The 25,936-nt window shown below is 46.3% G+C and carries 26 protein-coding genes and 1 tRNA gene; 16 read left to right on the top strand and 11 right to left on the bottom strand.

Translation table 11 applies throughout. From position 1 onward, the window contains the following. Positions 1-227: 227 nt before the first annotated feature. Entirely contained in the window at positions 228-1,427 is a 1,200-nt protein-coding gene (gene hmpA / locus C4S60_RS16560; protein WP_103881474.1) for an NO-inducible flavohemoprotein, read from the top strand. Between the two features lie 6 nt (positions 1,428-1,433). On the opposite strand, the gene C4S60_RS16555 is transcribed toward hmpA, so the two are convergent. The 4 genes from C4S60_RS16555 to C4S60_RS16540 form a co-directional block, all read right to left on the bottom strand. After that, positions 1,434-1,973, bottom strand: coding sequence for a hypothetical protein (locus C4S60_RS16555; RefSeq protein WP_103881473.1), 540 nt, complete (start codon positions 1,971-1,973; stop codon positions 1,434-1,436). Beyond that, the gene (locus C4S60_RS16550; protein ID WP_103881472.1) at positions 1,970-2,506 is read right to left on the bottom strand and encodes a YaeQ family protein; all 537 of its coding nucleotides are present in this window, start codon (positions 2,504-2,506) and stop codon (positions 1,970-1,972) included. The genes C4S60_RS16555 and C4S60_RS16550 overlap by 4 nt, the downstream gene beginning before the upstream one ends. 144 nt (positions 2,507-2,650) lie before the next feature. Then, positions 2,651-2,860 (bottom strand): cold-shock protein, encoded by a 210-nt coding sequence (locus C4S60_RS16545; protein WP_103881471.1) that lies wholly within the window; start codon positions 2,858-2,860, stop codon positions 2,651-2,653. A gap of 434 nt (positions 2,861-3,294) precedes the next feature. Then, a complete protein-coding gene (locus C4S60_RS16540) occupies positions 3,295-4,458 on the bottom strand; it encodes a threonine/serine exporter family protein (protein WP_103881470.1) in 1,164 nt (387 codons plus the stop codon). 428 nt (positions 4,459-4,886) lie between these two features. On the opposite strand from C4S60_RS16540, the gene hpaC reads away from it, so the two are divergent. After that, on the top strand, positions 4,887-5,393 hold the full coding sequence (hpaC, locus tag C4S60_RS16535; protein WP_103881469.1) for a 4-hydroxyphenylacetate 3-monooxygenase, reductase component: 507 nt from the start codon (positions 4,887-4,889) through the stop codon (positions 5,391-5,393). A 44-nt stretch (positions 5,394-5,437) separates the two neighbouring features. Here the strand turns inward: hpaC and hpaR are convergent, their stop codons facing one another. From hpaR to C4S60_RS16515, 4 genes are all read right to left on the bottom strand, one after another. After that, positions 5,438-5,875, bottom strand: coding sequence for a homoprotocatechuate degradation operon regulator HpaR (gene hpaR / locus C4S60_RS16530; RefSeq protein ID WP_103881468.1), 438 nt, complete (start codon positions 5,873-5,875; stop codon positions 5,438-5,440). Between the two features lie 145 nt (positions 5,876-6,020). Then, a complete protein-coding gene (locus C4S60_RS16525; RefSeq protein WP_103881467.1) occupies positions 6,021-7,319 on the bottom strand; it encodes a TRAP transporter large permease in 1,299 nt (432 codons plus the stop codon). After that, positions 7,320-7,847 (bottom strand): TRAP transporter small permease, encoded by a 528-nt coding sequence (locus C4S60_RS16520; protein WP_103881466.1) that lies wholly within the window; start codon positions 7,845-7,847, stop codon positions 7,320-7,322. A 5-nt stretch (positions 7,848-7,852) separates the two neighbouring features. Then, complete coding sequence (locus tag C4S60_RS16515) at positions 7,853-8,878, bottom strand: TRAP transporter substrate-binding protein (RefSeq protein WP_103881465.1); 1,026 nt, start codon at positions 8,876-8,878, stop codon at positions 7,853-7,855. Positions 8,879-9,381: 503 nt separating this feature from the next. Between C4S60_RS16515 and hpaH the strand changes: the two genes are divergently transcribed. The 9 genes from hpaH to C4S60_RS16470 all read left to right on the top strand — a co-directional run bounded on the left by hpaH (position 9,382) and on the right by C4S60_RS16470 (position 17,840). Next, positions 9,382-10,185, top strand: coding sequence for a 2-oxo-hept-4-ene-1,7-dioate hydratase (gene hpaH / locus C4S60_RS16510; protein WP_103881464.1), 804 nt, complete (start codon positions 9,382-9,384; stop codon positions 10,183-10,185). A 9-nt stretch (positions 10,186-10,194) separates the two neighbouring features. After that, complete coding sequence (gene hpaI, locus C4S60_RS16505) at positions 10,195-10,995, top strand: 4-hydroxy-2-oxoheptanedioate aldolase (RefSeq protein ID WP_103881463.1); 801 nt, start codon at positions 10,195-10,197, stop codon at positions 10,993-10,995. A 14-nt stretch (positions 10,996-11,009) separates the two neighbouring features. Further along, positions 11,010-11,660, top strand: coding sequence for a fumarylacetoacetate hydrolase family protein (locus tag C4S60_RS16500; RefSeq protein WP_103881462.1), 651 nt, complete (start codon positions 11,010-11,012; stop codon positions 11,658-11,660). Beyond that, positions 11,657-12,424, top strand: a complete 768-nt coding sequence (locus C4S60_RS16495) for a fumarylacetoacetate hydrolase family protein (RefSeq protein ID WP_103881461.1) — start codon at positions 11,657-11,659, stop codon at positions 12,422-12,424. The genes C4S60_RS16500 and C4S60_RS16495 overlap by 4 nt, the downstream gene beginning before the upstream one ends. Before the next feature lie 27 nt (positions 12,425-12,451). After that, positions 12,452-13,972: a 5-carboxymethyl-2-hydroxymuconate semialdehyde dehydrogenase gene (gene hpaE, locus C4S60_RS16490; protein WP_103881460.1), complete on the top strand. Its 1,521-nt coding sequence runs from the start codon at positions 12,452-12,454 to the stop codon at positions 13,970-13,972. Positions 13,973-14,053: 81 nt separating this feature from the next. Next, positions 14,054-14,449, top strand: coding sequence for a 5-carboxymethyl-2-hydroxymuconate Delta-isomerase (locus tag C4S60_RS16485; RefSeq protein ID WP_103881459.1), 396 nt, complete (start codon positions 14,054-14,056; stop codon positions 14,447-14,449). A gap of 19 nt (positions 14,450-14,468) precedes the next feature. Then, positions 14,469-15,437, top strand: a complete 969-nt coding sequence (locus C4S60_RS16480; protein ID WP_103881458.1) for an AEC family transporter — start codon at positions 14,469-14,471, stop codon at positions 15,435-15,437. 81 nt (positions 15,438-15,518) lie between these two features. After that, positions 15,519-16,376 (top strand): 3,4-dihydroxyphenylacetate 2,3-dioxygenase, encoded by an 858-nt coding sequence (hpaD, locus tag C4S60_RS16475; RefSeq protein WP_103881457.1) that lies wholly within the window; start codon positions 15,519-15,521, stop codon positions 16,374-16,376. 9 nt (positions 16,377-16,385) lie between these two features. Then, positions 16,386-17,840: an NAD-dependent succinate-semialdehyde dehydrogenase gene (locus C4S60_RS16470; RefSeq protein WP_103881456.1), complete on the top strand. Its 1,455-nt coding sequence runs from the start codon at positions 16,386-16,388 to the stop codon at positions 17,838-17,840. Between the two features lie 19 nt (positions 17,841-17,859). Here the strand turns inward: C4S60_RS16470 and hpaA are convergent, their stop codons facing one another. Beyond that, positions 17,860-18,735, bottom strand: coding sequence for a 4-hydroxyphenylacetate catabolism regulatory protein HpaA (gene hpaA, locus C4S60_RS16465; protein ID WP_103881455.1), 876 nt, complete (start codon positions 18,733-18,735; stop codon positions 17,860-17,862). 171 nt (positions 18,736-18,906) lie between these two features. Between hpaA and C4S60_RS16460 the strand changes: the two genes are divergently transcribed. Then, complete coding sequence (locus C4S60_RS16460) at positions 18,907-20,079, top strand: p-hydroxyphenylacetate 3-hydroxylase oxygenase component (protein ID WP_208623279.1); 1,173 nt, start codon at positions 18,907-18,909, stop codon at positions 20,077-20,079. A gap of 205 nt (positions 20,080-20,284) precedes the next feature. Continuing rightward, positions 20,285-20,359: transfer RNA gene (locus tag C4S60_RS16455), tRNA-Gly, on the top strand. Positions 20,360-20,536: 177 nt separating this feature from the next. On the opposite strand, the gene C4S60_RS16450 is transcribed toward C4S60_RS16455, so the two are convergent. Next, complete coding sequence (locus C4S60_RS16450; RefSeq protein WP_103881453.1) at positions 20,537-22,531, bottom strand: U32 family peptidase; 1,995 nt, start codon at positions 22,529-22,531, stop codon at positions 20,537-20,539. Between the two features lie 109 nt (positions 22,532-22,640). After that, complete coding sequence (locus C4S60_RS16445) at positions 22,641-23,354, bottom strand: GntR family transcriptional regulator (RefSeq protein ID WP_103881452.1); 714 nt, start codon at positions 23,352-23,354, stop codon at positions 22,641-22,643. A 179-nt stretch (positions 23,355-23,533) separates the two neighbouring features. Between C4S60_RS16445 and C4S60_RS16440 the strand changes: the two genes are divergently transcribed. The 3 genes from C4S60_RS16440 to C4S60_RS16430 all read left to right on the top strand — a co-directional run bounded on the left by C4S60_RS16440 (position 23,534) and on the right by C4S60_RS16430 (position 25,921). Beyond that, complete coding sequence (locus C4S60_RS16440; RefSeq protein ID WP_103881451.1) at positions 23,534-23,971, top strand: RNA polymerase subunit sigma; 438 nt, start codon at positions 23,534-23,536, stop codon at positions 23,969-23,971. A 217-nt stretch (positions 23,972-24,188) separates the two neighbouring features. Continuing rightward, the gene (locus C4S60_RS16435) at positions 24,189-25,583 is read left to right on the top strand and encodes a coniferyl aldehyde dehydrogenase (protein WP_103881450.1); all 1,395 of its coding nucleotides are present in this window, start codon (positions 24,189-24,191) and stop codon (positions 25,581-25,583) included. A gap of 158 nt (positions 25,584-25,741) precedes the next feature. Beyond that, positions 25,742-25,921: a hypothetical protein gene (locus C4S60_RS16430; RefSeq protein ID WP_103879964.1), complete on the top strand. Its 180-nt coding sequence runs from the start codon at positions 25,742-25,744 to the stop codon at positions 25,919-25,921. Positions 25,922-25,936: the final 15 nt, after the last annotated feature.

Below are 25,936 nucleotides of genomic sequence, written 5' to 3'. Positions count from 1 at the left end.
CATTTAGACACAAATAGAAGCGGTCATTTTGACACTTGATGTGTGCGTATCTTACTAATAATTCATGCAATTAAAGGTTTTATGAAATTGGCACGCTCTGTGCTAATTAGTGAGTAGTCGAAAGACAAATAGGTGTGATTCTCAACTCGCACTATCATTAAAATTATAAATAACAATATGAGACGGTCGAACGAACTGTCAAAGTCTAAGCCTTCTAGGGAGCGTATATGCTAAACAATAACCACATCGAGATCATCAAAAGCACGATTCCACTGCTTGAGTCTGCAGGACCAGCATTAACCCAACATTTCTACCAGAGAATGTTCTCTCATAACCCAGAGCTCAAAGATATTTTTAACATGACACACCAGAAAACCGGTCGTCAGAGTGTTGCACTATTTGAAGCCGTGGCAGCGTATGCTAAAAATATCGAGAATCTGGGCGCTCTGGCCACTGCTGTGGAGCGTATCGCGCACAAGCACACCAGTTTCAATATTAAAGCAGAGCACTATCAGATTGTTGGGCATCATCTGATTGAGACCCTAAGAGAGCTGGCGCCAGAGGCGTTTACCAAAGAGGTGGAGGAAGCGTGGACGGAGGCGTATCTGTTCTTGGCGCAGATTTTTATCGATCGTGAAGAGGAGCTTTATCAGTTACGCGAAAAAGCAACGGGTGGCTGGCGTGGTACCCGACGTTTTGTTGTCTCTGAAAAGCGCCCGGAGTCCGAGCTTGTCATGAGTTTTGTCTTGACGCCGGAAGATGGTGGAAAAGTACTTGATTATCAAGTCGGTCAATATTTGGGGATTCAGGTGACGCCAAGCAAAGCTGATAATGTTGAAATACGCCAGTACTCATTGTCACAGGCACCCAACGGAAGCCATTATCGCATTTCTGTGAAGAAGGAAGGTAAAGGTACAGAACAGCAAGGCCTGGTGTCACACTATCTTCACGATGAGGTCGAAGTAGGCCATGCGGTCGATGTATTGCCACCTGCTGGTGATTTCTTCTATCAGGAATCGGGCAAACCTGTGGTTCTGATCTCCGCTGGTGTAGGCTGTACACCGATGCAGGCGATGCTGCAAAAGCTGGCAGAGGAAAATAAAACCGATCCGGTCACCTACTTGCACGCTTGTGAGAACGAACTTCAGCATTCATTCATTGATGAGGTTGAGACCATTGTTGCTGCAAAAGGTTGGCAACAGAATGTGTGGTATCGATCACCTGTGAATCTCGATGGCAGCAATAACTCGAGCGTGGGCTTAATGGATCTGGCTCAAATCAAGGACACACTACCAATCCATTTTGGTGAGTTCTATACCTGTGGTCCCGTTGCCTTCATGGAAAATGTCGTGAAGCAATTAGAGGCGCTGGGTGTGGGCCGGGATCGAATCCACTATGAAGTATTTGGCCCTCACGCTAACCTTTAACGTTCGCTAGTTAAACCATTTCTCAAACCACCGTTTCCATCCGGTAGACGGTGGTTTGTTGGCTTCAAACTGACGAAAACCCAGATAATAACTCTGGTTGAACTCGGTGCGAAGTTCATCAACACTCTGTCCTTTTAGCTTCGACATCGCCTCAGCCGTTTGCAGTGCGTGATCATTGGCCAGACTGTAATCCATCCCGAGATAACCTTGAATATAAAGCCAAATATGAGTGACTAGCTCAAGCTCTTCTAACGCAGGCAGCTTAAAAGCTCTTGCCTGTTCAGAGTTCAGTTGTTGCTCGAAGATGGCCTTCATCTCGGTCAGTTGATCAGTGTGAGACACTAGAGAAGCCAATGCTTCAACATTCAATTTGGTAAACAGGCCGAGTAAGAGGTGAGTTACTGTTGCCTCAGGCTTGTTTTCCTGAGCCCGGGCAAATAACAGGTTTTCTCTTTCACACAGGTTGGCAAGCGCTTCTTGGTGGTACTCAGCAATGGACAACTGCTTGACGTGAATGTTGTTAAGGGCTTCTCTCAGCTCAATCATTTATCCTGAAGCTCCTCAACCGTCACCTCGACTGAGCCGCCTTCAGCGTCAACAAACAGCGATGTGCCGGTGATCATGACCGAGAGATCCATGGTTCGGGTGACCAAGTCAGCCAATGACTCAATGGATTCATTGTTCAAACGGTATATGCAGGCGTCAAGGTAACCAAACTTACCCTGATTTTGTTGCCACCAAACCTCGCTCTTGGTGTTGAAACTGTATACTTTGGTTTTTTGAGAAAGGCGCGTAGCTTTCTTTACACGATCAACATCTGGTTCACCAATATCAATCCATTGCAGGATTTGATCGTCGAGAGACTTCTCCCAGATATCGGGCTCTTCAATCGTTGATAATCCCTTAGTGAACTGCAGATCTGGGGAAGCGTTCAAACAAAATGCCATCAGTCTGGCCATCATGCGTTGATGGTTCTCGGATGGATGCAGCGCTACGGTTAGGTTGAGTGAATCGTAGTAGTCTCGATTCATGTCAGTAAGTGCAACGCGAAACTTGTAAATCGTGGGTTTAAGTGCCATGTGATAACTGATTCAAAAAATGATGTTACCCATAGTACGCTTCTGGGCGCAAAAGGGTATAAAGAATAGGGAAAAATGGAATCAACTGATACAAAAATAGCCAGCTAAGCTGGCTATTTATTCTTGGGTACTGGTGACGACGACTTATACTAAAGTGATCTCTTCAGCTTGTGGGCCTTTTTGGCCTTGAGTTACTTTAAACTCAACCTTTTGACCTTCTGCCAGCGTACGGAAACCGTCCGCCTTAATGTTGCTGAAGTGAGCAAAAACGTCTGGGCCGTTTTCTTGTTGAATGAATCCAAAGCCTTTAGTTTCGTTGAACCACTTAACTGTACCAGTAACTGTGTTAGACATATCTGTATCCTAAATTCTACTATCTTTTGTTTCTTTGTTTGCCAATACGGCAGCTATAGCATGGAAAAGTAAATTGCTATTGCGTACAACGCGTCGGGGGAATTGCGAGAATTCAACGAAAGCCTTTTGTAAACAATGGAACTTTTTTTCTAGCCAGTCACGAATATAAGGTAGTTCTTACCCAAGTCAAAGATAGTCGAATATAATTGTGCCGATAATTTGAAGTTAAGCTTGTTTTTACCAGGCAATTACATGGTGTTACAGTGATGGAGCGAATTTTTTATGATCTTGTTCAAAATGACGTTCTCTTTATAACTTATTGATATAAAACATTATTTCGAATTGTAAATTAATAATTTTGTAAAGATTTTGCAAACATTTTCGTTATTTTGAACCACTTTGCAGCGCAATAAAATAATAACGAACAGTATCAATTAGCGATCGATTTTGGGTGAGTAAATCGAATATGCAGTTATTTGCCCAGCAACGATAGCAGAAAACATAAATAGTGCTGATAACCCTATGTTAGGGATCGGAAGAATCGATTGTTCAAAGACGGATTGACTGGCACTCACCAGCACACGACTACCGGGAACAAGGATGATGATCCCTTGAACGATGTAAATAGAGCCAGTTAAATCCAGCAACCTAGCAAGCCAGGTACCATACAGAGTGATTAGTACAGTTGTTACCCAGGTGCCCACTATCCAGCCACTGTCAAAACCAAGGTAGAACGGCCCCCACATACCCAATACGGCAACGGGCAGACCCAATAAAATGTCTTTTGGTCGCGCATTAAAAATCACGCCAATGGAGGTAGAAATCAGTAATAAGCCAAAACAGTGCAGCCAGAATGGGACTTCATTGGTGTAAGACAGCGATTCCGCTTGACCCCACCAGGCTTCCCCAATGTTGAGGCCCATAATAACCCCTATAAATAGCTTAATCAGGGTAAGGGCACTTTGCCCGAGCAGTGCGGTGCCGGATACGAGGTCATTGAAAGCCAGACACTCCAGAGAGTTGGCGATAGACAAACCGGGTACAAATAGTACAACCGTGGCAATACATAATGCCCAGACTGGAATGTCTGCCCCCGTGCTGGCGATAAATGCGACAAGAACACCAGTTAATAGAGCTGAAACGAACTCGACCGCGATCGCATTTCTGCCCTTGTAGATGAGCTGACAAACCCAGACCATAAGGCCAAGTAATACTGAAAAGCCAATCGCTTCCATCGTACTGCCGACAAGCATCAGATACGCCGGTGGGATCCCCATGTTCGCCAGAGCCACCACCCATTTGGGATAGCCCACAGGCTCTGGGAGCGGTTCATTGCTTGGTTGATTAATGCGAATAATAGTATTGGCAAGCAGGCTGAGATTAATAGACGCTGGTTTTAAGCGCTTCATCACTACGGTATTGTTCTTATCGGGAAACTGATAATTGATGGCAGTAGGTGTTGCCTGAACCATGACATCAACACCATGCTTTTGTGCATAGTATTGAGCGTACTTCTCCACTTTATATGGCGCACAACCACTTCGATGAAGGGTGTCTCCTATTTCAACGATTTTCTTAATAGTCAGTGGAGAAGGCATAGTTCCGTCTAATATTTTTCTGCGTAATTGAGGTGGCGTAAAGGTAGCAAAGAGTGGTGAATTTGACGAGCTTATTTGGACAAATTGTTGTGCTTTAATCCTTACCCGTTATTGAGGTGGAGTGCAATTTATGAAACACCGCAATATTCCTTGACAGCAAGTCTCCATTTTACTTGTTGTAACATTCTCCTGGCTTATCTATTGGTAATCTTTGCTTGATTTTGTAAATAGCATGCCAAGTGGGGTAGCCCGATAACTGAGAGTAAGTAAATGAGTCGCTGCCATTTTAGTTGACGATACTGCGAAAAGTACAAGCGATTGGTGTAACTGTCTATGTAAGAGAATGCCAGGATCCTCCACAATAACAAGACATAACAATGAGTGCGCAAAGAAAAGCACCGCAGTCTGATTAAAAAAAGGAAGATAACATGTCTCTACAACAAGATTTTCGTAATGCAATGTCAAAGCTCGCAGCCGCCGTAAATATCGTAACTACAGGGGGGGAAGCGGGTACTATCGGAATTACGGCTACCGCGGTTTGTTCGGTCACCGACAGTCCGGCAACCATATTGGTATGTGTCAATCGCTCAAGTGCGTCGAATGAAATATTCAAGAAAAACGGTCGAATGTGCGTTAATACCTGTGCGAGTGAGCACCAGGAAATGTCCATGCACTTTGCCGGAATGACGGGACTAGAGATGGAAGAGCGCTTCGCGTTAGAGGGTTGGAACTTTAATCAGCATAATGTTCCGGTTCTTGAAGGTGCTTTGACAACATTGGAGGGGCACATCAACGATATGAAGGAAGTTGGAACGCATACGGTGTTTTTTCTTGAGATAGAAACCATAACGACGCAGGATAAAGATGCTTTGATGTATTTTGATCGTCAGTTCAAGCATTTAAAGGCAGAAGTAAAAGTGGTGCAGCCAGCATAAGCTGCCCGTGAACAGATGAAAGAACACCCGCATGTGCGGGTGTTTTAGTGTTTACTGTCAATGAGCTCGTTGAGTAAATTGGAAAGTTGCGAATATCGGTCTTCACCAATACGCTGTTTAAGGGCGACATATTGTTCTTCTATCTGTGGACGGAGCTTTTCTACCAGCGCCTCTGCCTTTGCCGTGAGATGTATAAACGATTTTCGGCCGTCATGTTCGCATTTCTTTTTTTCGACATAGCCCAGCTTCTCTAAACGGTTGATGATGCCCGTGAGACTTGGACTCAGGATACAAGATTCTCGTGATAAGGTAGTAAAATCGATCTCGCCTTTCGTATCAAGTACACGCATAACGCGCCACTGCTGCTCAGTAAGATCGTTTTGAGCCAGCACGGGTCGAAAGTACTCCATGGCAATATCTCTTGCCCTTATCAATTGCAGTGGCAGAGAATCTTCGTATTTAGTCACTAAATTAACCTTCATAATTTCCTTACTTCTACTAAACCATATATCAGAATGAGATTGAAGTCTTCTTGTTGTCAGGTGATGCTTTATTCTTCAATCAATACAGATGGATATTAAATCTGAACGCAAAAAAAGCCTCCTTACCAGGGAAGCTTTTTAATTGCTAATAGAGCATGTTCGGCAAAAGCAATACAACTGCAGGTACCAGTACAATAATGGCCAAACGAACCATGTCGGCGACCCAAAACGGGAATACGCCTTTAAAAATCGTCGCGGTATTAATGTCTTTGATAATGCCGGACAAGACGAACACATTTAGGCCCACTGGTGGCGTGATTAAGCTGATTTCAGTCACGACCACGACGACAATACCAAACCATATTGGGTCGAACCCAAGCTCAACCACAACAGGAAAGAAAATGGGTACCGTCAGTAGCATCATCGACATACTTTCAAAAACACAGCCGAGGATAATATAAATCAGCAATATCAGACCAAGCGCCATCATTGGAGACACATTCGCCGCCTGAATCATCTCTACTAATGCAGTAGGGAGGCCCGCGCGGTTAATAAAGTTAGAAAGAATCAGTGCACATATCACCACTGCAAACAGCGATGCAGAGGTTTTAGCGGTGTCGACCAAAATGTCGCGCATCACCTGATAATTCAGCTTGCGTCGATAAGCGGCCAGAGCAAACGCACCAGTAGCACCAATACCTGCGGCTTCCGTTGGTGTGAACGCACCTATGTATATCCCCCCCATAACCAGAACAAATAAAAGTAGGGTAGAGAAAATGCCTTTCAAAGCGACGAAGCGTGCTCCCCAAGCTACCCGTTCGCCCGGAGGCGCACTTTCAGGAGAACGAAATACCACCCATTGCACAGCGGCGAGGTAAAGTGCGATACCAAGTAAACCCGGTAAAAAGCCAGCTGCGAAGAGCTCTCGTATGCTGCTTTCAGTGAGCAGGCCGTAGATAACTAACATGACGCTCGGTGGGATCAAAATCCCCAAGGTGCCACCTGCAGCGATGGAAGCCGCAGCTAAACCATCCGAGTAGCCATACTTGCGCATGGGAGGCATGGCAACTTTCGACATGGTTGCTGAAGTGGCCAGGCTTGAGCCACAGATTGCTGAGAATCCACCGCATGCCAGTATCGTCGACATAGAGAGACCGCCTTTTCGATGTCCCACAAATGCGTTGCATGCTCGATATAGTTCGTTAGAAAGCCCTGCTTTGGTAACAAAGTTTCCCATCAGTATAAATAACGGAATAACGGATAAGCCGTAGTCTTGTCCGGTATCTATGATGCGTCGAGCTGCCATAGACATCGCCGCATTCCAGTTGTAATCATTGATGTACCAAAATCCGATAAAGCCCACGACACCCATCGCAAAGGCAAGGGGAAGACGGAGGAGCACCATAATGATTAGAACAGTAAAGCCTATAATGGATTCAATCATCTAAGCCTCCTTGCTTTTAGTATCGATAGTGTCTGCCCCTGTTGACCCTGAAAAAAGTTTACGGGCGTATACAAGAGCGTTAAATCCGGTAAGAACGCCTCCAACAAAGCCAGTAACGGAAATCAAATAAGTGACGTATCCCAACGGCATTTCGAGAATCTCTGTTACCTCTTCGTACTCCATTGAGCGACCGGCTAACTTCCAGTTCATCAGAGCCACTAGAATAAGTGAACATGAGCAAATAAGATTGATGACTATTTGTCTGATCCCAATCCACTTTTTAGGGAAATAATTATCCAGTAGATCAACACAAATATTTTCTTCATTCCACGAAACCAGTGGAAACGCCATAAAAACCATCACTGCGAGCAATACTTCAATGAGCTCAGTAGAGCCTACAACAGGTGCGTTAAAGAAGTAGCGACCAGTCACATCAACGAACGTAATCAACATCATGAGCAGTAGGCTGATGGCGGCGAGGGTTTCCAGTCCTCGCCGTATGGTCTTAGCAACACTAAAACCATTCATCGTGATTACAATCCTTCTTCAAGTTGCTGGTGAAAGTACTTGTAGGCAGCGGGACCATCGACTTTACGTTTTTGCGCGACTTTGTACCAGTTGGCCACTAATGGTTCGCTCGATTTTTTGAGTTCGATAAGCATTTCAGGTGAGGCTGGCGTAAATGTATGACCGCCTTCCAGTGCCGTCTCATACGCTGAGTGGTCTGCATCATCCCACATTTTGCCAAACAGGCGAGAGAGTTTTTCTCCTGATACCGCCTTAATGGCGTCCTGATCTTCCTTAGAGAGATCGCTCAATGTGTCGATATTCATTACTATTGCAAAACTACCACGATATAGACCGCCAGGAACGACTAATGTGTTGTCAGCCACTTCAGCTAATCTAAAAGAGCTTAGAGCTTCAAAAGGCAAATAAGCCCCTTCAACGACACCTTGAGAAATTGACTCGTACACTTTAGTGGTCGGGATAAAAACAGGCGTGATTTTCATGTCCTTAGCTACCGATGACACGACGCCACCACCAACGCGGATTTTCTTGCCTTGAATTGCCTGAAGTGACTCAACGGGATCTTTAGTAATGAGTTGACCTGGGCCGTGAACACTTAAGGCCATGACTTGTACACCACGGTGTTCACGACCTTTTTTAAGGTATTTATCGTAAGTGCGCCAGTAAGCCTGCGACATTAGCTCTGAGCTAGAACCTTCAGAGAAGGTGGGAATTTCAGGGAGCTGAGTGAGTTGGAATCGACCCGCTTTGTGACCATGGAAAATCCAGGTAACGTCTCCGATTCCGTCGGTTACTACATCAATTTGTGTCTGTGGTGGCGCCAGGTCGTATTCGATCTTAATCCCTACGCGACCGTCTGTGGCTTCTTCAATCCACTCTCCCCATGTTGGCCAAACCACTTTATTGATGCCGTGGTTCGGTGAGCCCCACGTACTGATTTTGATGATTTTTTCTGGTTCAGCCTGTACGGAAAAAGATCCCATAAGAAGAAGAGCAGTGGTAGTAATAGCGGCGACTTTATTTACTCGCATAACGTCTTTCCTTTCGTTTCACGGTTTATTAGTTGCTCGATCCTGCTTGAGCATTGCCCACTTAGTGAGTCGTTGTTTTGTTGAATACTTAATATATTAACTACTTTTGCTCAAAATCAAATCGGCATTGTTAATTAAATGTATCAATAATGCTTAATATGTTAACTAGATCAATGAATCAAAAATTAATCGGCGTTTTGTAAATACCGCTTAGTGACAAATCCCACATTCTGGCTCCGAATGCCTTCAAAAATCGCGTTGTGGTGCACGTATTTGATGTAATAGAGTTGCAGTATGTTGTTTTGTTAATTTCTTTTTCTGTATGTTTTTCATTAAAAACAATTGATTATGGGGTAGCTTGCCAGATCTGGACTTTACTTAACATATTAACTAAAGTACTTAACATATTAATTAGTTTGACGTGTGTATCGTCTAAACAGCAGGACCAACATACAAAACAACAGGTCATTGCTTAAGTCAGCTCAGAAACGAAAGGAAATCGAATGTTAACAGAAGAGCAAATTCAAGTAGCTGCCGAACGTCTCTATAAGGCAGAGAAAAACAGAGAGCAGATCGCCGCTCTGACTTTGGATTATCCGGACATGTCGATGGATGATGCTTATCAGATCCAAAGCCGCTGGGTTGAGCGCAAGAAAAGAGAAGGTGCAAAGGTCAGGGGTTACAAAATTGGTTTGACGTCGCGAGCGATGCAAATGGCAGTCAATATTGACCAACCGGACTATGGTGTGCTGCTTGACGATATGTTCTTTTCAGATGGTGCTCAAATTCCGGTGTCTGATTTTTTGGATCCGCGTATTGAAGTGGAGTTAGCGTTTGTACTCAAGGAAAAATTAGAAGGTGACAATGTCACAATATTCGATGTGCTCAACGCGACCGACTACGTCATCCCTGCCATAGAACTCATTGCGGCGAGGTGTCACCGAACTGACCCCGATACGGGTTACATGAGGAAGGTCTATGACACGATCGCTGATAATGCCGCCAATGCTGGCATTGTTCTGGGTGGGAGGCCTATCAAACCAACAGAGATCGACCTTCGTTGGGCAGGAGCGATGCTCTATCTCAATGGTCAGATTGAAGAAACCGGTCTTGCTGCTGGTGTATTGGGTCATCCTGCCAATGGCATTTGTTGGGTCTGCAAGCGTTTTGCTCCCCACGGCGTGTCTCTGGAACCGGGGCAGGTGATTTTGGCCGGTTCATTTACCCGACCTGTGCCAGTTAAGGAAGGCGACACGATCCACGCAGATTTCGGGCCTCTTGGCGGCATTTCTGTCAAGTTTGTTTAGGAGGCATCTATGTTAGTGAACCAGTTTAAGCAATCTTTGAGTGTAGACGAGCCGTTATGGGGCCTTTGGTTAGGTCTTCCTGATACCAGTTGTGCAGAAATATGCGGCGGGGCGGGTTTCGATTGGGTACTGGTCGACGGCGAGCACGCCTCTTTTGACCTCACCAGCATTAAGCATCACTTGCAGGCGTTGGCACCACACAATACCTCGCCGATAGTCAGAGCAGAAGATGGCCACCCAACCTTAATTAAGCGTCTTCTTGATATTGGCGCACAGACCTTGTTAGTGCCGATGGTAAACACTGCGGCGCAAGCTGAAGAAATTGTGAAATCTGCGCTATATCCGCCTTTGGGAAATCGTGGTATTGGCAGTGCGCTGGCCAGAGCATCTCAGTGGAATCGTATTCCTCAATATCTGCATCGTGCCAACGATCAGGTCTGTCTTCTGGTCCAAGTGGAAACCAAAGAGGCGATTGACAACATCGAAGCGATTGCGGCGGTGGAGGGCATTGATGGCATCTTTATTGGTCCATCTGATCTGTGTGGTTCGATGGGACACATTGGAAATCCGGGCCACCCGGATGTGGTCGAGGCAATCGATCATGCCATCAAGGCCATTCAGAGGGCAGGCAAAGCTGTCGGCATTCTGTCCTTGAATCCAGACCAAGCCAAAAGTTATGCCGCGCGAGGCGTCAAATTTATCGGCGCTGGTGTAGATACCCTGCTGCTGCGCCTGAGCGCAGAGCAGCTGGCCTATAAACTCAAACACGTTGACGCTGTTGAAACCTCCGTCATCGATAACGTCTATTAAAGTTAGGAAATACGATGAAAGAAAAACTCCAGGGAAAGGTTGTCTGTGTGGCACTTAACGACAGCCAACAGCTAGACAACCTGACATCAATCTTTGAACAGGCCCCGTACAAGGCTCCTCCAACAGAGCCTGTACTGTACTTTAAGCCCCACAATACTTGGAACCAGGACAACCGTGCTATCCAATGGCCTGGCAAACAAAATGCACTTGTCGTAGGCGCAAGCCTTGCTGTGATTATCGGTAAAACCTGTTGTCGCGTCACACAAGAGGAAGCCTTGGACTATGTAGAGGGCTTTGCCTTGTTGCATGATTTTTCGTTGCCAGAAACGAGCTATTACCGACCAGATATCAAGGGGAAATGTCTGGATAATTCATTGACCTTATCTGCACCAGTCCAGGTTTCTGATCTAAACAACTATAAAGATTTGGAGCTTGTGACGGCGGTTAATGGGTCAGCCAAACGTTACTTCCCGTTAAGCCGACTATCACGGGGGACGGAGCAACTGCTGGAGAAAATCTCACACATCATGACGCTCGATAAAGGGGATATCATCGCGATTGGTTTTGCCGGAGAGCGGGTTGAGCTGCAACCTTATGACAAGATCACCTCCACACTGGGTAACGCATTACGTCTGGAAAACATCGTATCAGGAGGTGAGCAATGAAACACGCACGTATCCAATACCAACAACAAGTGCTCAATGTCACCGTTAATGACGATATGTCGGTGAATACGGAAAACGGAGATGTCATTAAGTCGGGCTCTTTCGAATGGTTGGTTCCGGTTGAAACGCCGGGAACGATTTTCGCGCTTGGCCTGAACTACGCCGATCACGCATCAGAGTTAGCATTTGAACCGCCGAAAGAGCCGCTCGTTTTCCTTAAAGGACAGAACACACTGACCGCTCATGGTAAGCCTTCATATAGACCGGATGACATTGAGTTTATGCACTATGAATGTGAGTTGGTGGTCGTGATTGGCAAAGAGGCCAAAAACGTGAAACGCGAAGATGCCTTGCAATACGTCCGAGGATTCACCGTTTGTAATGACTATGCAATACGCGATTACCTGGAGAACTACTATCGTCCTAATCTGAGGGTAAAAAGTCGTGATGCTCTTTGCCCGATAGGTCCCTGGATTGTCGATGTCGAGGACATTGAAAACATTAGTAATCTAAAACTAGAGACTAGGGTCAATGGAGAGGTGGCACAAGTCGGAACAACTGCGGACATGATCTTTGACGTACCGTTCCTGATTGAATATCTGAGTGAATTTATGACGCTCAAGCCCGGCGACCTGATTGCGACCGGCACGCCAAAGGGCCTAAAAGATATTCATCCGGGTGATGTTGTCAGTTGCGAAATAGAGGGTATTGGTACGCTTGAAAACCCGGTTCTTTCAGAGCAAGAATTCTACGACCAGCGATAACTCAGAATAACAAAAGGAATTAATATCATGGCTCAACAACTTGATACCAATCTCACCAAGGCAGAGCAGTACCTTGCAAAATACAGAAGCCAAACGCTAGGTCATTATATTGGCGGCGCATGGACACTCGGATCTGCGGGTGAAACCTTCGAAAACCTGTCACCAACCAGCAACGAAAGTCTCGGCAAAGTGGTAAAAGGAACGGAAGAAGATGTGAATCAGGCTTGTCTTGCAGCACAATCCGCATTTTCTTCCTGGGCGGACTTGTCGGGGGCAGAGCGTAAGAAAATTCTTCATCGTCTTGCCGATAAAATAGAACAGCGTGCTGAAGAAATTGCTCTGGTCGAGTCGATGGACTGTGGGCAGCCACTGCGATTTATGAAACAGGCGGCAATCCGCGGTGCGGCCAACTTCCGCTTTTTTGCAGACAAGTCGCCCGAAGCGAAGAATGGTCTGTCACTACATCAGGACAGTCATACCAATTACACCGTCAGAACCCCAATTGGTCCGGTTGGCGTGATTACCCCCTGGAATACGCCGTTTATGCTATCGACATGGAAAATCGCACCGGCTTTGGCAGCGGGGTGTACGGTGGTTCACAAACCAGCGGAGTTCAGCCCATTGACTGCTGCGATCCTGGCTGAGTGTGCAGAGGAAGCAGGATTGCCTGTTGGTGTCTGGAACATGGTGAATGGTTTTGGTGAGGTTGCAGGTAAAGCGCTGACTGAGCACAAAGCCATTAAAGCGGTGGCGTTTGTTGGTGAAACGGTAACAGGCTCAATGATTCAGGCCCAGGGTGCGCCGACTCTGAAACGTGTTCACTTTGAACTGGGAGGCAAAAATCCGGTGATCGTCTTTGATGATGCTGATTTTGAACGCGCTCTCGATGCCGTGGTGTTCATGATTTATAGCCTGAATGGTCAGCGCTGTACCAGTTCAAGCCGCCTTCTGATTCAGAAAGGCATCAAGCCTAAGTTCATTGAAGCGCTTAAGGCGCGTGTTGACAACATTCAAGTGGGGCATCCATTGGATCCTGAGACGGAAGTTGGCCCGCTTGTACATCAGTCACACTACAACAAAGTGCTCAGTTATATGGATGCTGCCAGGGAAGATGGCGCAACGATCGCCGCGGGTGGTAAGGCCATAGATTTTCTTGGCAATGGTAATTATCTGACGCCAACCTTGTTCACTGATGCCGATAACAGCATGCGCATTGCCAAGGAAGAGATCTTTGGGCCAGTCCTGACGTGCATCGAGTTTGATAGCGAGGAGCAGGCCGTCGAGATAGCAAACGATACGGATTACGGCCTGTCCGGCTATATCTGGACCTCTAACACCGGTCGTGCGATGCGTATGGCGAGTAAGGTGGAAGCCGGCATGATTTGGGTGAATTCAGAGAATAACCGTAACTTACCTTCTCCATTTGGTGGAGTGAAGATGTCGGGCATCGGACGAGATGGCGGTGACTGGAGTTTTGATTTCTATATGGAAACCAAAAACGTCTGCATTGCGCACGATACACACAACGTTCCCACGTTAGGAAAATAATAAGCGGATGTCCGACAACCGAAACCGCTATAGGGCTCGCGCTTGCGAATCGACGCGAGCCTAATTCAAAGGAGTGACCAAATGCCACATTTTATTATGGAGTTTTCCCCAAACGTTGAATCTGACATTGATATTCCAGAGCTGATGAAACTGATTCATCGAGAGGCGATCGACACCGGAGTATTTCCAAAAGGGGGAATTCGAACCCGTGCAGTGAGAAGTGATTATTATTTGATTGCCGACGAAGACCCGGAGAATCGCTTTATTCATCTAACCGCAAAAGTAGGAACCGGGCGAGACCTCACGGTGCGTCAACAGGCTGCGGAGCGAATATTCAAAGTGTTTTGTGACTACCTTCAACCAACCTTCGATGCACAATATCTAAGTATTGGCTTTGAAATGGTAGAGCTTCACCCTGACCTGAATTTCAAGAAAAACAATATACATCAGAAACTTGCTGCAAACGATAACGCCTGAAAGAGAAAGGGAAAACCCCATGCTGTCACTTGGACATTTACATTATGTAGTGATGACTATTCTTCCTGTTTTTCTCGTTATTGGCCTGGGTTACCTTGCTTCTAAGAACAAGGTCATACCGGAAAATGGTCATAAAGTGTTAGCAGCGTTTGTGTTCAATTTTGGGTTGCCAGCGGCGATATTCAGTGCGCTCAGTACTAGGCCACTCGGAGAAATCTGGAATGCGGACTATTTGTTGGTATACACCATTGGTTCATTACTCGTATTTGTGCTGGTGGCGATTGTCAGTGTGATGACGCTCAGGAAAACCCTAACGGAGAGTGTGGTGCTTGGGCTGGGAAGCAGCTTTTCTAATAGTTTGTTGATTGGCTTTCCCATCATTTTCTTTCTGTTTGGAGCTCAGTCGCTGGTGCCTTTTTCACTCACGCTAATTGTGGAAAATCTCATTATGTTGCCACTGCTTCTGACGTTAGCTGATCTCACCAACATCAGTAAAGGAAGCAACTTTAGACAGAAAGTCTACGAGACGATGCGAGGCTTGACCAAGAACCCAATTGTTATCGCGATCGTCCTGGGTATGTTGGTGTCGGCGCTGAATATAGACACGCCAGAGACAGCAAAACGTATCGTAGAGATGCTTGCCAATACAGTTTCAGGAGTCGCCCTGTTTACCATTGGTGGAGGACTCGTTGGAGTTAGTGTTCGTGGCCACAAAAAGGAGATAGGAACTGTTGTGGTCGGGAAGTTGCTGCTGCACCCGATGATGCTGTTGATATTAACTGTGCTGTGGTTCGATTTGGAGCCAACCATGGCCGCCGTGGCAGTCATTCTGGCAAGTATGCCGATGTTCGGTGTGTATGCGGTAATAGGACAGAAATACGATATGGGAGGGGTGTGCGCTGCAGTGTTGCTTCCAACGACAATCTTGGCAATGGTCACCGTCAGTGTCATCACTGCCACTGCCATTATGATTTTTAGCCTTTATTAAAGGCATTGATAAATAAATAGAAACTCTTCAATACGCTTCTTTCCGATTCAACGAGAAGCCATATTCAAAAGGAATAGAAAGATGGGAAAACTTTGCGTTGCCGCCAAAATTACTCATGTGCCCACTATGATTATGTCTGAACAGCCTGGTCGATTACATGGCTGCCGTAAAGCCGCCATTGATGGCCACAAACTGATTGCTCAGATGGCCAAAGAGCTTGATGTAGATACAGTTGTCGTGCTTGATACCCATTGGCTTGTGAATGCCGGTTACCATGTCAATGCCCGAGAGAAGTTCTCAGGAAACTACACCAGTAATGAATTTCCCCATTTTATTCAGAACCTGGAATATCAATATTACGGCAACACAGAACTTGGTAATAAAATTGCCGACAAAGCGACGGAGAAGGGCGTATTTACTCTGTCTCATCAGGTTGAGTCGTTGGATCTTGAGTATGGCACTCTGGTTCCGATGCGATATATGAATGACGATTGCCAGTTTAAAGTGGTGTCCATCGCAGCATGGTGCACCGTTCATGACATCGAATCTTCAAGAAAGTTAGGTGAAGCGATTCGCGAGGCCATTGAGGAGAGCAACAGTAGGGTGATGCTGTTGGCGTCGGGGTCACTGTCGCACCGCATTTGGAATAATGAGGATTATGAGGCTAATAATGGTACCTTCACTATCTCGAAAGAGTTTAACCGACAGGTAGACCTGCGAGTGCTAGAGCTGTGGGCTCAGCGCGATTACTCGACGTTCCTTAAAATGTTGCCTGATTATGCCAGTTTGTGCTCGGGTGAGGGTGGTATGCATGACACGGCAATGTTATTTGGTGCGTTAGGCTGGGATAAATATGAAGGCAAAAGTGAGGTGGTGACTGAGTACTTCCCAAGTTCAGGTACCGGGCAGGTAAATGTTGTATTCGAAGTGACGGATTAGGGGAACACTATGCAGTTGAATAATCCTGACTTACTCAAGACAGAGTGCTGTTTTATTGGTGGAGAGTGGATCGAATCTCCAACTCAAAGTTACGACACGATTCTCAACCCTTCAACTAACGAAGAAATTGGCTCGGTGCCCTTGTTTGGTGCGGCAGAAGCTGAGTGGTCTGTTGAGGTAGCACAGGCAGCGTTTCTGCTATGGAAAGAGACCACTGCCGAACATAAGTCTCTGGTGTTACGTAACTGGTACGACTTAATTACAGCGAACACCGACGATCTGGCTAGAATTCTGACGACCGAGCAAGGAAAACCCTTTGCCGAGGCAAAAGGTGAAATCGCCTATGCTGCCAGTTTTGTCCTGTGGTACAGCGAAGAAGCAAAACGCGCTTATGGTGAAATCATCCCAAGCCACAGAGCTGATGGAAAGATCGTCGTCACCAAGGAACCAGTTGGTGTAGTCGCGGCGATCACCCCCTGGAATTTTCCGGCGGCTATGATCACCCGAAAATGTGCGCCTGCGTTGGCGGCGGGGTGTTCCGTTGTACTAAAACCGGCACCGGATACCCCTTTTACCGCACTGGCGTTGGCGCTACTTGCCCAACAGGCGGGGGTACCAAAAGGGCTGCTAAATGTGATCACTGGCGATGCGGTTGAGATTGGTAACGTGCTGACGTCGAATAAAAAGGTTCGCAAAGTTTCGTTTACTGGCTCCACCAATGTGGGGCGAATTCTGATGAATCAGTCCGCATCGTCAATTAAAAAACTGGCGTTGGAGCTTGGAGGGAATGCACCATTTATTGTATTTGAAGATGCTGACATTGATGCGGCGGTTGAAGGTGCAATGATAGCGAAATTCCGCAATGCAGGACAAACTTGTGTGTGTGCTAATCGACTGTTTGTTCACGATGCGGTTTATGAAGAGTTCGCCAACAAACTGACGCAAAAAGTACGGGCCCTGAAGGTAGGGGATGGCTTTGAAGACGGCGTAGTGATTGGTCCGCTAATTAACCAAAATGCGGTAGCAAAAGTACAAGCCCATGTAGATGATGCGATAAGCAAAGGGGCGATGATTCAGTGTGGAGCGTTCGATTCGGACAATCATCAGTTTGTAAAACCCTTTGTTTTGACTGAAGTGAGCGACGATATGTTGGTCGCGAGTGAAGAAACTTTCGGTCCGCTTGCGCCGCTGTTCCGGTTTTCCAGTGAACAAGAGGTCATAGAACGAGCCAATAATACCGATTCGGGTCTTGCCGCCTACTTCTATACTCAGTCACTGGCTAAAGCGTGGCGGGTCGGCGATGCATTGGAAGTGGGAATGATCGGCATTAATGAAGGGCTGATTTCCACCGCGGCCGCCCCTTTTGGCGGAATCAAGGAATCCGGACTCGGGCGGGAAGGTTCCCGCCACGGGATGGAAGAATTTATGGAATTGAAGTACATGTTTATGGGAGGGCTACGCTAAGCCCCCTTAAAGAGAGTAGCTATTGCTGCTCTCTTTCTCTAAACGCCGAAGCGGTCTCTCCCGAATTTTTCTTAAAGAAACGCGCAAAGTATGCCGGATCCTGATAGCCCAGCTCATAAGCGACTTCTTGTACTGACATTGCTGTTAGCAACAGAAGACGCCGAGCCTCTTGCATAACCCTGTCCGCTACCAGTCTTTTTGACGCCATTCCACTCACACGACGGCATATGTCATTGAGTCTTGCCGTCGTTAAACCTAACTTCTCGGCGTATTGCGGCAGTGTCCAGTGAGATTTGTAGTTTTGCTCAATCAGGTGGCTGAACTGATTGAAAATATGCACGTCGTTACTGCGATAGGTGGTATTGGTTGGTTGCGCGTTAGCAAGGCGGAGGACATCAATAAGGATTAATTGCAGAATGGCTTGGCTTGCCGAATCACTCATGAATTGACCACAGGTTTGCTCGTTGAGCAGATAGCGAAATTGATGAATTAGGCGATGGTCCTTGGTTATCTCGGCGCAAAAAGGCTGCATCGCGGTGGACGCCACATCATTGCGTCCAATTTCGATATCCAGTAACCGCCAGACAAGAGTTTGACTCGCAGTAATAACAAATCCACTGGCATGATCCTCAGTCACAAAGGAATGGGGAACTGTTGGAGGGGTAAAGAACAGCGTGACGCCGTGTTTGGAATAGTGGGACTCGTCCAACAGAACATGGGTATTGCCTTCCAGAATACAATGGATTTGATAATAGCGGTCATGGTAATGAGTCGGCATATTGCGCCCAAAAAACAGCGCCAGACTGTCGAGTTTCTCGATGTGGAACTCACTCTCTTCGTAGCGGGAGTCATAGACCTTACCGATGTTCAGATTGGGGATCGTCAGTGCTTCCATGTTCCTGGTCCACCTTTGAAATTAGATGATAGTTAATATATTAGGTAAATCTATGAAAAGTACAAGCTAACATTGCTAACATCCATTTAACAACTTCGAATTTGTGAACATACTACACAGTAATTGCCCACCTGACATAACTACTACAGGGCTAACGTTCAAAAGGAATCGATGATGAAAACACCTAATCCACTTCTCGAAAAACTTCAAACTGTCCTTCCAACGATTGCGGCGAACGCAATGCAAGCAGAGCAGGATCGCACTCCGCCAGAGGAGAATATTCGTCTATTGCGTGAAATTGGTTTCTTTAGAGCTTTTCAGCCCAAAGCGTATGGCGGTTTGGAAATATCCTTACCTGAGTTTACGGATTGTGTCGCAGCGCTTGCAGGCGCATGCGGAGGTACGGCTTGGGGGGCGAGTTTGTTAGCAACACACAGCCACCAAATGGCAATGTTTTCAAAGCGAGCTCAGGACGAGTTCTGGGGCACTGACCCAGAGGCAACAGCGAGCAGCAGTATCGCCCCGTTTGGCAAAATTGAGGAAACTGAAGGTGGTGTCATCTTTAATGGTGATATGCGCTGGAGTAGTGGCTGTGATCATGCCGACTGGTCGATCCTCGGTTTCAATCGCTTCGATAACGATGGGAATAAAGTCTATTGCTTTGGTGTGGTGCCGCGTCACCAATATAAAATTGTCGATGACTGGTACGCTGCCGGAATGAAATCCAGTGGCACGAAAACGCTAGAGCTCAGAGATGTGTTTATCCCTGAACACCGTATCGAAACGGCGAAGGGTATGATGGAAGGTCGCTCGGCAGGTTTCGACTTGTACCCGGACAGTGACATTTTCTACACGCCATACCGACCTTATTTTGCCTGTGGCTTCGCCGCGATTGGTCTGGGGATTGCTGAACGAATGTTAGCTGTCTATAAAGAGAAGCAAAAGAACCGTGTACGTGCTTATACCGGGGCGAATGTGGGAGTGGCAACGCCGGCATTAATGCGTTTGGCCGAGTCTACACATCAGGTCCTGGCAGCAAGAACTTTGCTGGAGAAAACCTGGGAAGACCATAAACAACATGGTGAGCGTAAGGAGTACCCATCTGCAGAAACATTATCGTTCTGGCGCACCAATCAGGCGTACGCGGTGAAAATGTGTATCGAAAGTGTCGATCGCTTGTTTGAAGCGTCGGGTGGTATGGCATGGTTTAGTGATAATGAAGCACAGCGACTATTCCGTGACTCGCATATGACAGGCGCACATGCCTACACCGACTACGATGTTTGCGCTCAAATCCTAGGGCGATCACTCATGGGCCTGGAACCGGATCCGACAATGGTTTAGCACTACGCATGAAAAGCCGCAGCTTGGTACTGCGGCTTTGACTTAATGTATAGTGGTACAGATCACAATCTCAGTGACGATATCATGCAGACTTGCCCAGAGATTAACCGTATGGAATAAAAAACGTGCAAACAAACACTTATCCGTAAATTAGAGCTTTTCTTTTCTCTCAGTTGTGGCATATTAAATCTCGTCCCACGATGATGCGTGCATCGTATAATGGCTATTACCTCAGCCTTCCAAGCTGATGATGCGGGTTCGATTCCCGCTGCACGCTCCAATTCCTGTTAGCTTATAATCTAAGCATCAATACATATTTCCTTTGTTAGTTCAGTCAGCTCAGGCCATAGGTTTGGTGGCGGATATTTCCAGTCACACTGTTACCTGTATCTAACTGCGAAGGTAAGCGTCAGGCTAAATAACCGTTCAATGTCAATTAACCTGTCACCTCCAGAGTTTAAATTCCCTTACTGTATTGTTGATTTGTCGTAGGGCCAAGCAGCGCCTGTATCACATCATGGCCAACTGTCTCTGAATGCGATGGAGCGAGAAAGTTCTTAAAGGCAGCGACCAACTCGACTTTGCTGACGTCTAATCGGGTTTCGGTCTGAATATCTCTAAGGTCAATAAATACATCCGTAATCAGCGCTTCATGGTCTTTGAGTACATCGAGATTGAGAATGTTCAGCTCGCTGTAGAGGCTATTGAAGGAGCCTTTTTGTTTATCAATAACGTAAGGGTTGTCTTTCAGGTTGATAATAGATGTGCGTTTGCTGCAACGTTTCAAACAACCATTGTTCACTTTGATTTTTTTACACCCTTCCGTTTGTTGGAACAGGCACTGGCGACTGGTTAATAGAGTGTTGGGATGATAGACACTGTAGAAAGTACGCATGGCTTGAGGGCGACGAATGTAGCGTAGCTGCTTTTTACTAAGCTCATTTGACAGAAAGGCTCCAGCGGCAGAATACTCTTCTTGCAAACATTTCAATGCGTAGGAGTTCGCGGTGTTCATCTGAGGACCCGCTACCCACGGTATTCCCATTTCCTGAGCGTGGAAGCCTACACCAGAGTTATTGGTAATGAGTCCGTCAGGCTTAATATGTGCCAGAAACTCGATAGCGGCATCAAAATCTTTGCCAATCAGAATGGCTGGGAACCAAGGCTTCAGTGCTGGGTAACGCTGGAATAACTCTACAAGTGCTGCCAGTTCTGCATTCAGTCCCATAGGTAACTGATAATACACGTCTATGTTTTGAGCCAGCAGTGCTTTGATGTCGTTGGATTCTGATATCAGGACCGAGAGGCGTTTTGTTTCAGATAAGGCTGAGTGCTGTGTTAGGGGCTCGAGTTTCGGCGTCTCGATGGCACCTTTTAGGCTGGAAGCCTTTGCTTCGGTCTCAATACTCATCGCTGAGATATGGTGCTCAACGCGTTCGATGATATCGGTTTTAGTATCGTATAAACGCTGTTTTACCGATTGTACCTCATCGGGTGTCGTACACTGATATACCTTAGAAAAGTGGGTGACGGCATTGTCACGAGGATTATCAATGTACATGTTTTTGCCGAAATTCCCTTGAAGGAAGCCGTTGGAGAAATCGCGGTTAAACACGGTGTAAAGTTCTTTGGTGTCAGTAGACAGCGCTTGTCCTTCACACAACCGGTCAATTTGCTGACGCCAGTTGTCGACCACGGTGTAAACGTAGTGCGGTTTCTTGATGCGACCTTCCACTTTCAGTGAGTACACCCCTGCATCCGCCAGCGCTTGCAAGTCATTGAAGGCGGAGTTGTCTTTCAGATTCAGAGGATAGTCATACCCTGCGCTGGTGGTCTGATATTGCTCACGACACGGTTGGCTGCAACGTCCTCGGTTTCCCGACGCGCCATTGCGTGCAGAGCTGATGTAACAAAGACCAGAGAAACCAATACAATATGAGCCATGGACAAAGACTTCCATCAACACATCGTGCTGATGACCAAAACTGGCCAGGTGGCTGATTTCGTCGATGTTGAGTTCTCGCGATAAGTTAACGCGGCTTGCGGTCAACTGTTTCAAAAACTGAATCTGGCCAGTGTTATGAGTGTTAAGCTGAGTGGAGGCGTGAACATCGAGTGCAGGGAAGTGATGTTTTAGCAGATAGGCTAAACCCAGATCTTGAACGATCACGCCATCGATGTCCGTTTGCTCTAACTGGGCAAGCAAGCGCATGACGGCGGCCACCTCGCTCTCTAGTATCATAACATTGAGCGTCAAGAAGATCTGACACTGGTTGGCGTGCGCCAGTTCTAAAACGCCGGTCAGGTTTTCCAGAGTAAGGTTAGCGGCCCGGTTACGGGCATTAAAACGATCCAGTCCACAATAGATGGCATCTGCACCAGCAGCAATAGCGGCTTTAATTGAGTCTACGTCTCCACCTGGTGCCAATAACTCAAACTGATCTCGTGTCACAACCTGTACCCTACATCGAAAAAAAGAGCGCGTATTCTACGGGATCTAGAACTTAAATGCCCCACTAATTTGGGGGCAGGCTAATAAAGTGTCTGCGCGTAAGGCTGTTTCAGGCTGCGGATACAGGTCGTCGACCTCCATAATAATGACCTTCCCGCGGGCCCAGTATCATACTGTCTTTAATAACTTTACGGATATGTACCAGATAGTCTATCAGTAGTTGTCGATAGTTGGAGTTGGCAGAGTAGACGGCTTTATGTACTACCAAGTCCAGTTCATTTCTGGGAAGGATTCGTCGCCATTCAGTGCAAAAGTGAATCGAATAGAGTCGCAGGTATCGGCGAAGTATCTGTAACGCTCTTAAATTAGTCTGTTGCACGATGGAGGCCGGGTTGGTTGGGATCAGACATTCTATCAGCGCTACCATATGTTCATCTGCTTTTAAGAAGTCTGGCAAGTGAGGGGGAGACACATCTGTGTGTTCACAAAGCTTTTTGTAATGATAGAGCACCTGGTATTCATTAATACGGTGTCGAGGGCTCTCTTTTTTGACGTATGATTTTGCCTCAATCTGTTGTGCCAGATAATCAATAATTGCGCTGAGTTCGTCTAAAGATAGTGTGGTAACACATGCACCAAAGTTTGGTCGGTATTGTATATAGCCAATGTGTGACAGTTCCTGGACGGCTTCACGTAAGGGCGATAATCCGAGCTTATATCGGTCACTGAGTTCTCTGATGATCAGTCTTTCAGATGGGGCTAGTATTTGCTCAATGATGTCGTTTTCCAAATAGAGTTTGGCTTTTTCTTTAACGGTGCTCATAACATAAAAATTTATAAATGTATTTGCTTCATTATGTAATCAAATAACGCAGGCAAATACCGAAAAATTACTTAAAGAATGAAAGTTGGACATGAAATAAATCAGTAAATTTACTGTATATCAAATAAAAAACAGCGTGCATTATGGTTTAAATATTTGATTAGCAGAGTAGAAATAAGATGAAGAAGATTATCCTGGTAGGAGTTTTAGTTACGTTGTCTTGCTCAGCACTGGCTCAAGAGCAACAAAGAGGCGGTGATATCATTGATCAAAGGTCAAAACTGATTTTCAATTATGACAATGTGACCAGAGACGTTGCCGAGCAAGAACTGTCTTATTGTCAAAATCTGGCCAATCAAACTCAAGAAGAAGTGGTGGAATCCAAAGGCAGCGGTGCAAGAGGACTCTTAAAAGGGGCTGCTGCAGGGGCTGCCGTTGGGGCTATTTCTGGGGGGAGCGGTACAGACGCTGCTAAAGTAGGTGCGGCAGGCGGACTTTTGGTAGGCCGAATGGCAGGCAAAGGTAATGAAAGTGCTCAGCAGCAAAAGAACCTTGAGAACTATAAGGTGGTACTCCGCAACTGTATGATCGAACGCAAATACGTTGCGCTTAACTGATCATTAGCAACACCGATACTAAAAGCATTTCTTTTAAAGCGCCCTGTTTACCGGGCGCTTTTTGGTTTTTGGGGTTTGTATGAGTGCATTAATAATTGGTCGGTTCAAATAAGCAGAAGGTAAATTTCTTTATGAAGTCGTTTGCAGTAATAATTACTGATGAGTTTGTTGCCAATTTGTAGTCTAGTGAGGCCATGCCAACAACGTGGAAGACACTATGAACTTACACCAACAATTTCAACAAACGCGAGATGCATTTCATGCCAACACCAACCCTTCATTCGAGCAACGTGTTGACAAAATACAAAAACTAAAGCGTGTTCTACTGGGTAACATTGATGTATTTGCAGCAAGTATTGCGAAGGACTTTGGGCAACGTAGCTTGCAAGATACTATGCTGGAAATCTTACCCATTGTGAATAATATTCACTATACCCTGGAGAACCTTGAGCAGTGGATGAAGCCCTCGGTCCGTAATCCAGGAGTATTGCTAGCCAGTACATCAGAAGCTTGCGTGACCTATCAGCCGAAGGGTGTGGTCGGTATTATCAGTACCTGGAATGCGCCTTTAATGGTCACGATCAATCCGCTAACGACGGCTTTGGCAGCGGGTAACCGCGCACTGATCAAAATGAGTGAGTTTACACCCAACCTCAATGCTGCTTTAAAGACCGCATTGGCGACAGAATTCGACGAAACAGAAGTGTGCATTATTGAAGGGGAAGCGGACGTTGCAGCCCAATTCAGTGCTTTGCCATTTGACCATATATTGTTCACCGGTTCGACAACCGTAGGGCGTCTGGTAATGAAAGCGGCTGCTGACAATCTCACCCCGGTAACGTTAGAGTTGGGTGGTAAGTCTCCAGTGCTCATCGATGACACGATATCAATCTCTAAAGCGGTAGAGCGAATTGTTGTGGGTAAGAGCGCTAATAACGGTCAGTATTGCATTGCACCAGACTACGTGCTGATTCCCGATAATAAGTTAGAACAATTTATTGAAGAATATACCGCCCAATATCAGCAACTGTTTACTGAAGGGGTTGATTCACCCGAAATGACGTCACTGGCCACAGAGGGGCAATTGACCCGTCTTCATAGTTATCTTGAAGAAGCACAGAATAAAGCAGAGCGAATCGTATCGTGCCACCCGAACGGGTATCGGTTTGAGGATCGTCTGATCTCGACGCAACTTATCATTAACCCTGCTGCTGATTCTTTGGTGATGACCAATGAAATATTTGGCCCATTATTGCCTGTAGTGACTTATGAGACGTTCGATGAGGCGTTGCAGATTATTGAAAGCAATCCAAACCCATTAGCCCTTTACTTGATGTCTGAATCAGAGGAAAGGCAGCAATGGGTGACGAAACATGTGACGTCCGGAGGGATGTGTATTAACGACGCGCTGTTCCATGCATCGGTCGACGATGCGCCGTTTGGTGGCGTGAGAGAATCGGGTATCGGGGCTTATCATGGCATCGAAGGCTTCCACACCTTTTCTCATGCCAAAACGGTACTCAAGACGGGAGAGCATACTCTGGTGAAGCAGATGTTTGTCCCCGGAGATAATGAAGTGAAACAGATGATTGCTCAGTTGCTCAATGGGTAACGTGAACGACAAACAGCACGGAACTTCTTGCTGGTGATACTAAACAAAGCCGACTATTTCTGATAGTCGGCTTTGTTATTATTTGATTATACTCAAGTGACTTCAAGATGCAGGACTCAGAGCTTAATCAAGGTGTTCAGTTCAAGGAAAATAGTTGAATGAATGGCTATTCCCTTTCGAAACTATTTGACGCAGGAATGGGCACCTTGATGAGCTTCCAAAGGGCGAGTTTACTTGGCTTCTATGCTTTGTTAGCGATTTTCGATTTAGAGCCACTAGATCTTCAAATCACTGCCGCGCCTAGAAGCCAAGTAATTCTCGCTGAACAAGCATCTTGAGGTTACTTGAGTATA

The organism is Vibrio hangzhouensis (assembly GCF_900107935.1).
Lineage (GTDB): Bacteria > Pseudomonadota > Gammaproteobacteria > Enterobacterales > Vibrionaceae > Vibrio > Vibrio hangzhouensis.
Note: the sequence above shows the minus strand (reverse complement) of the source record. Positions and strands in the feature narration are given on the sequence as shown.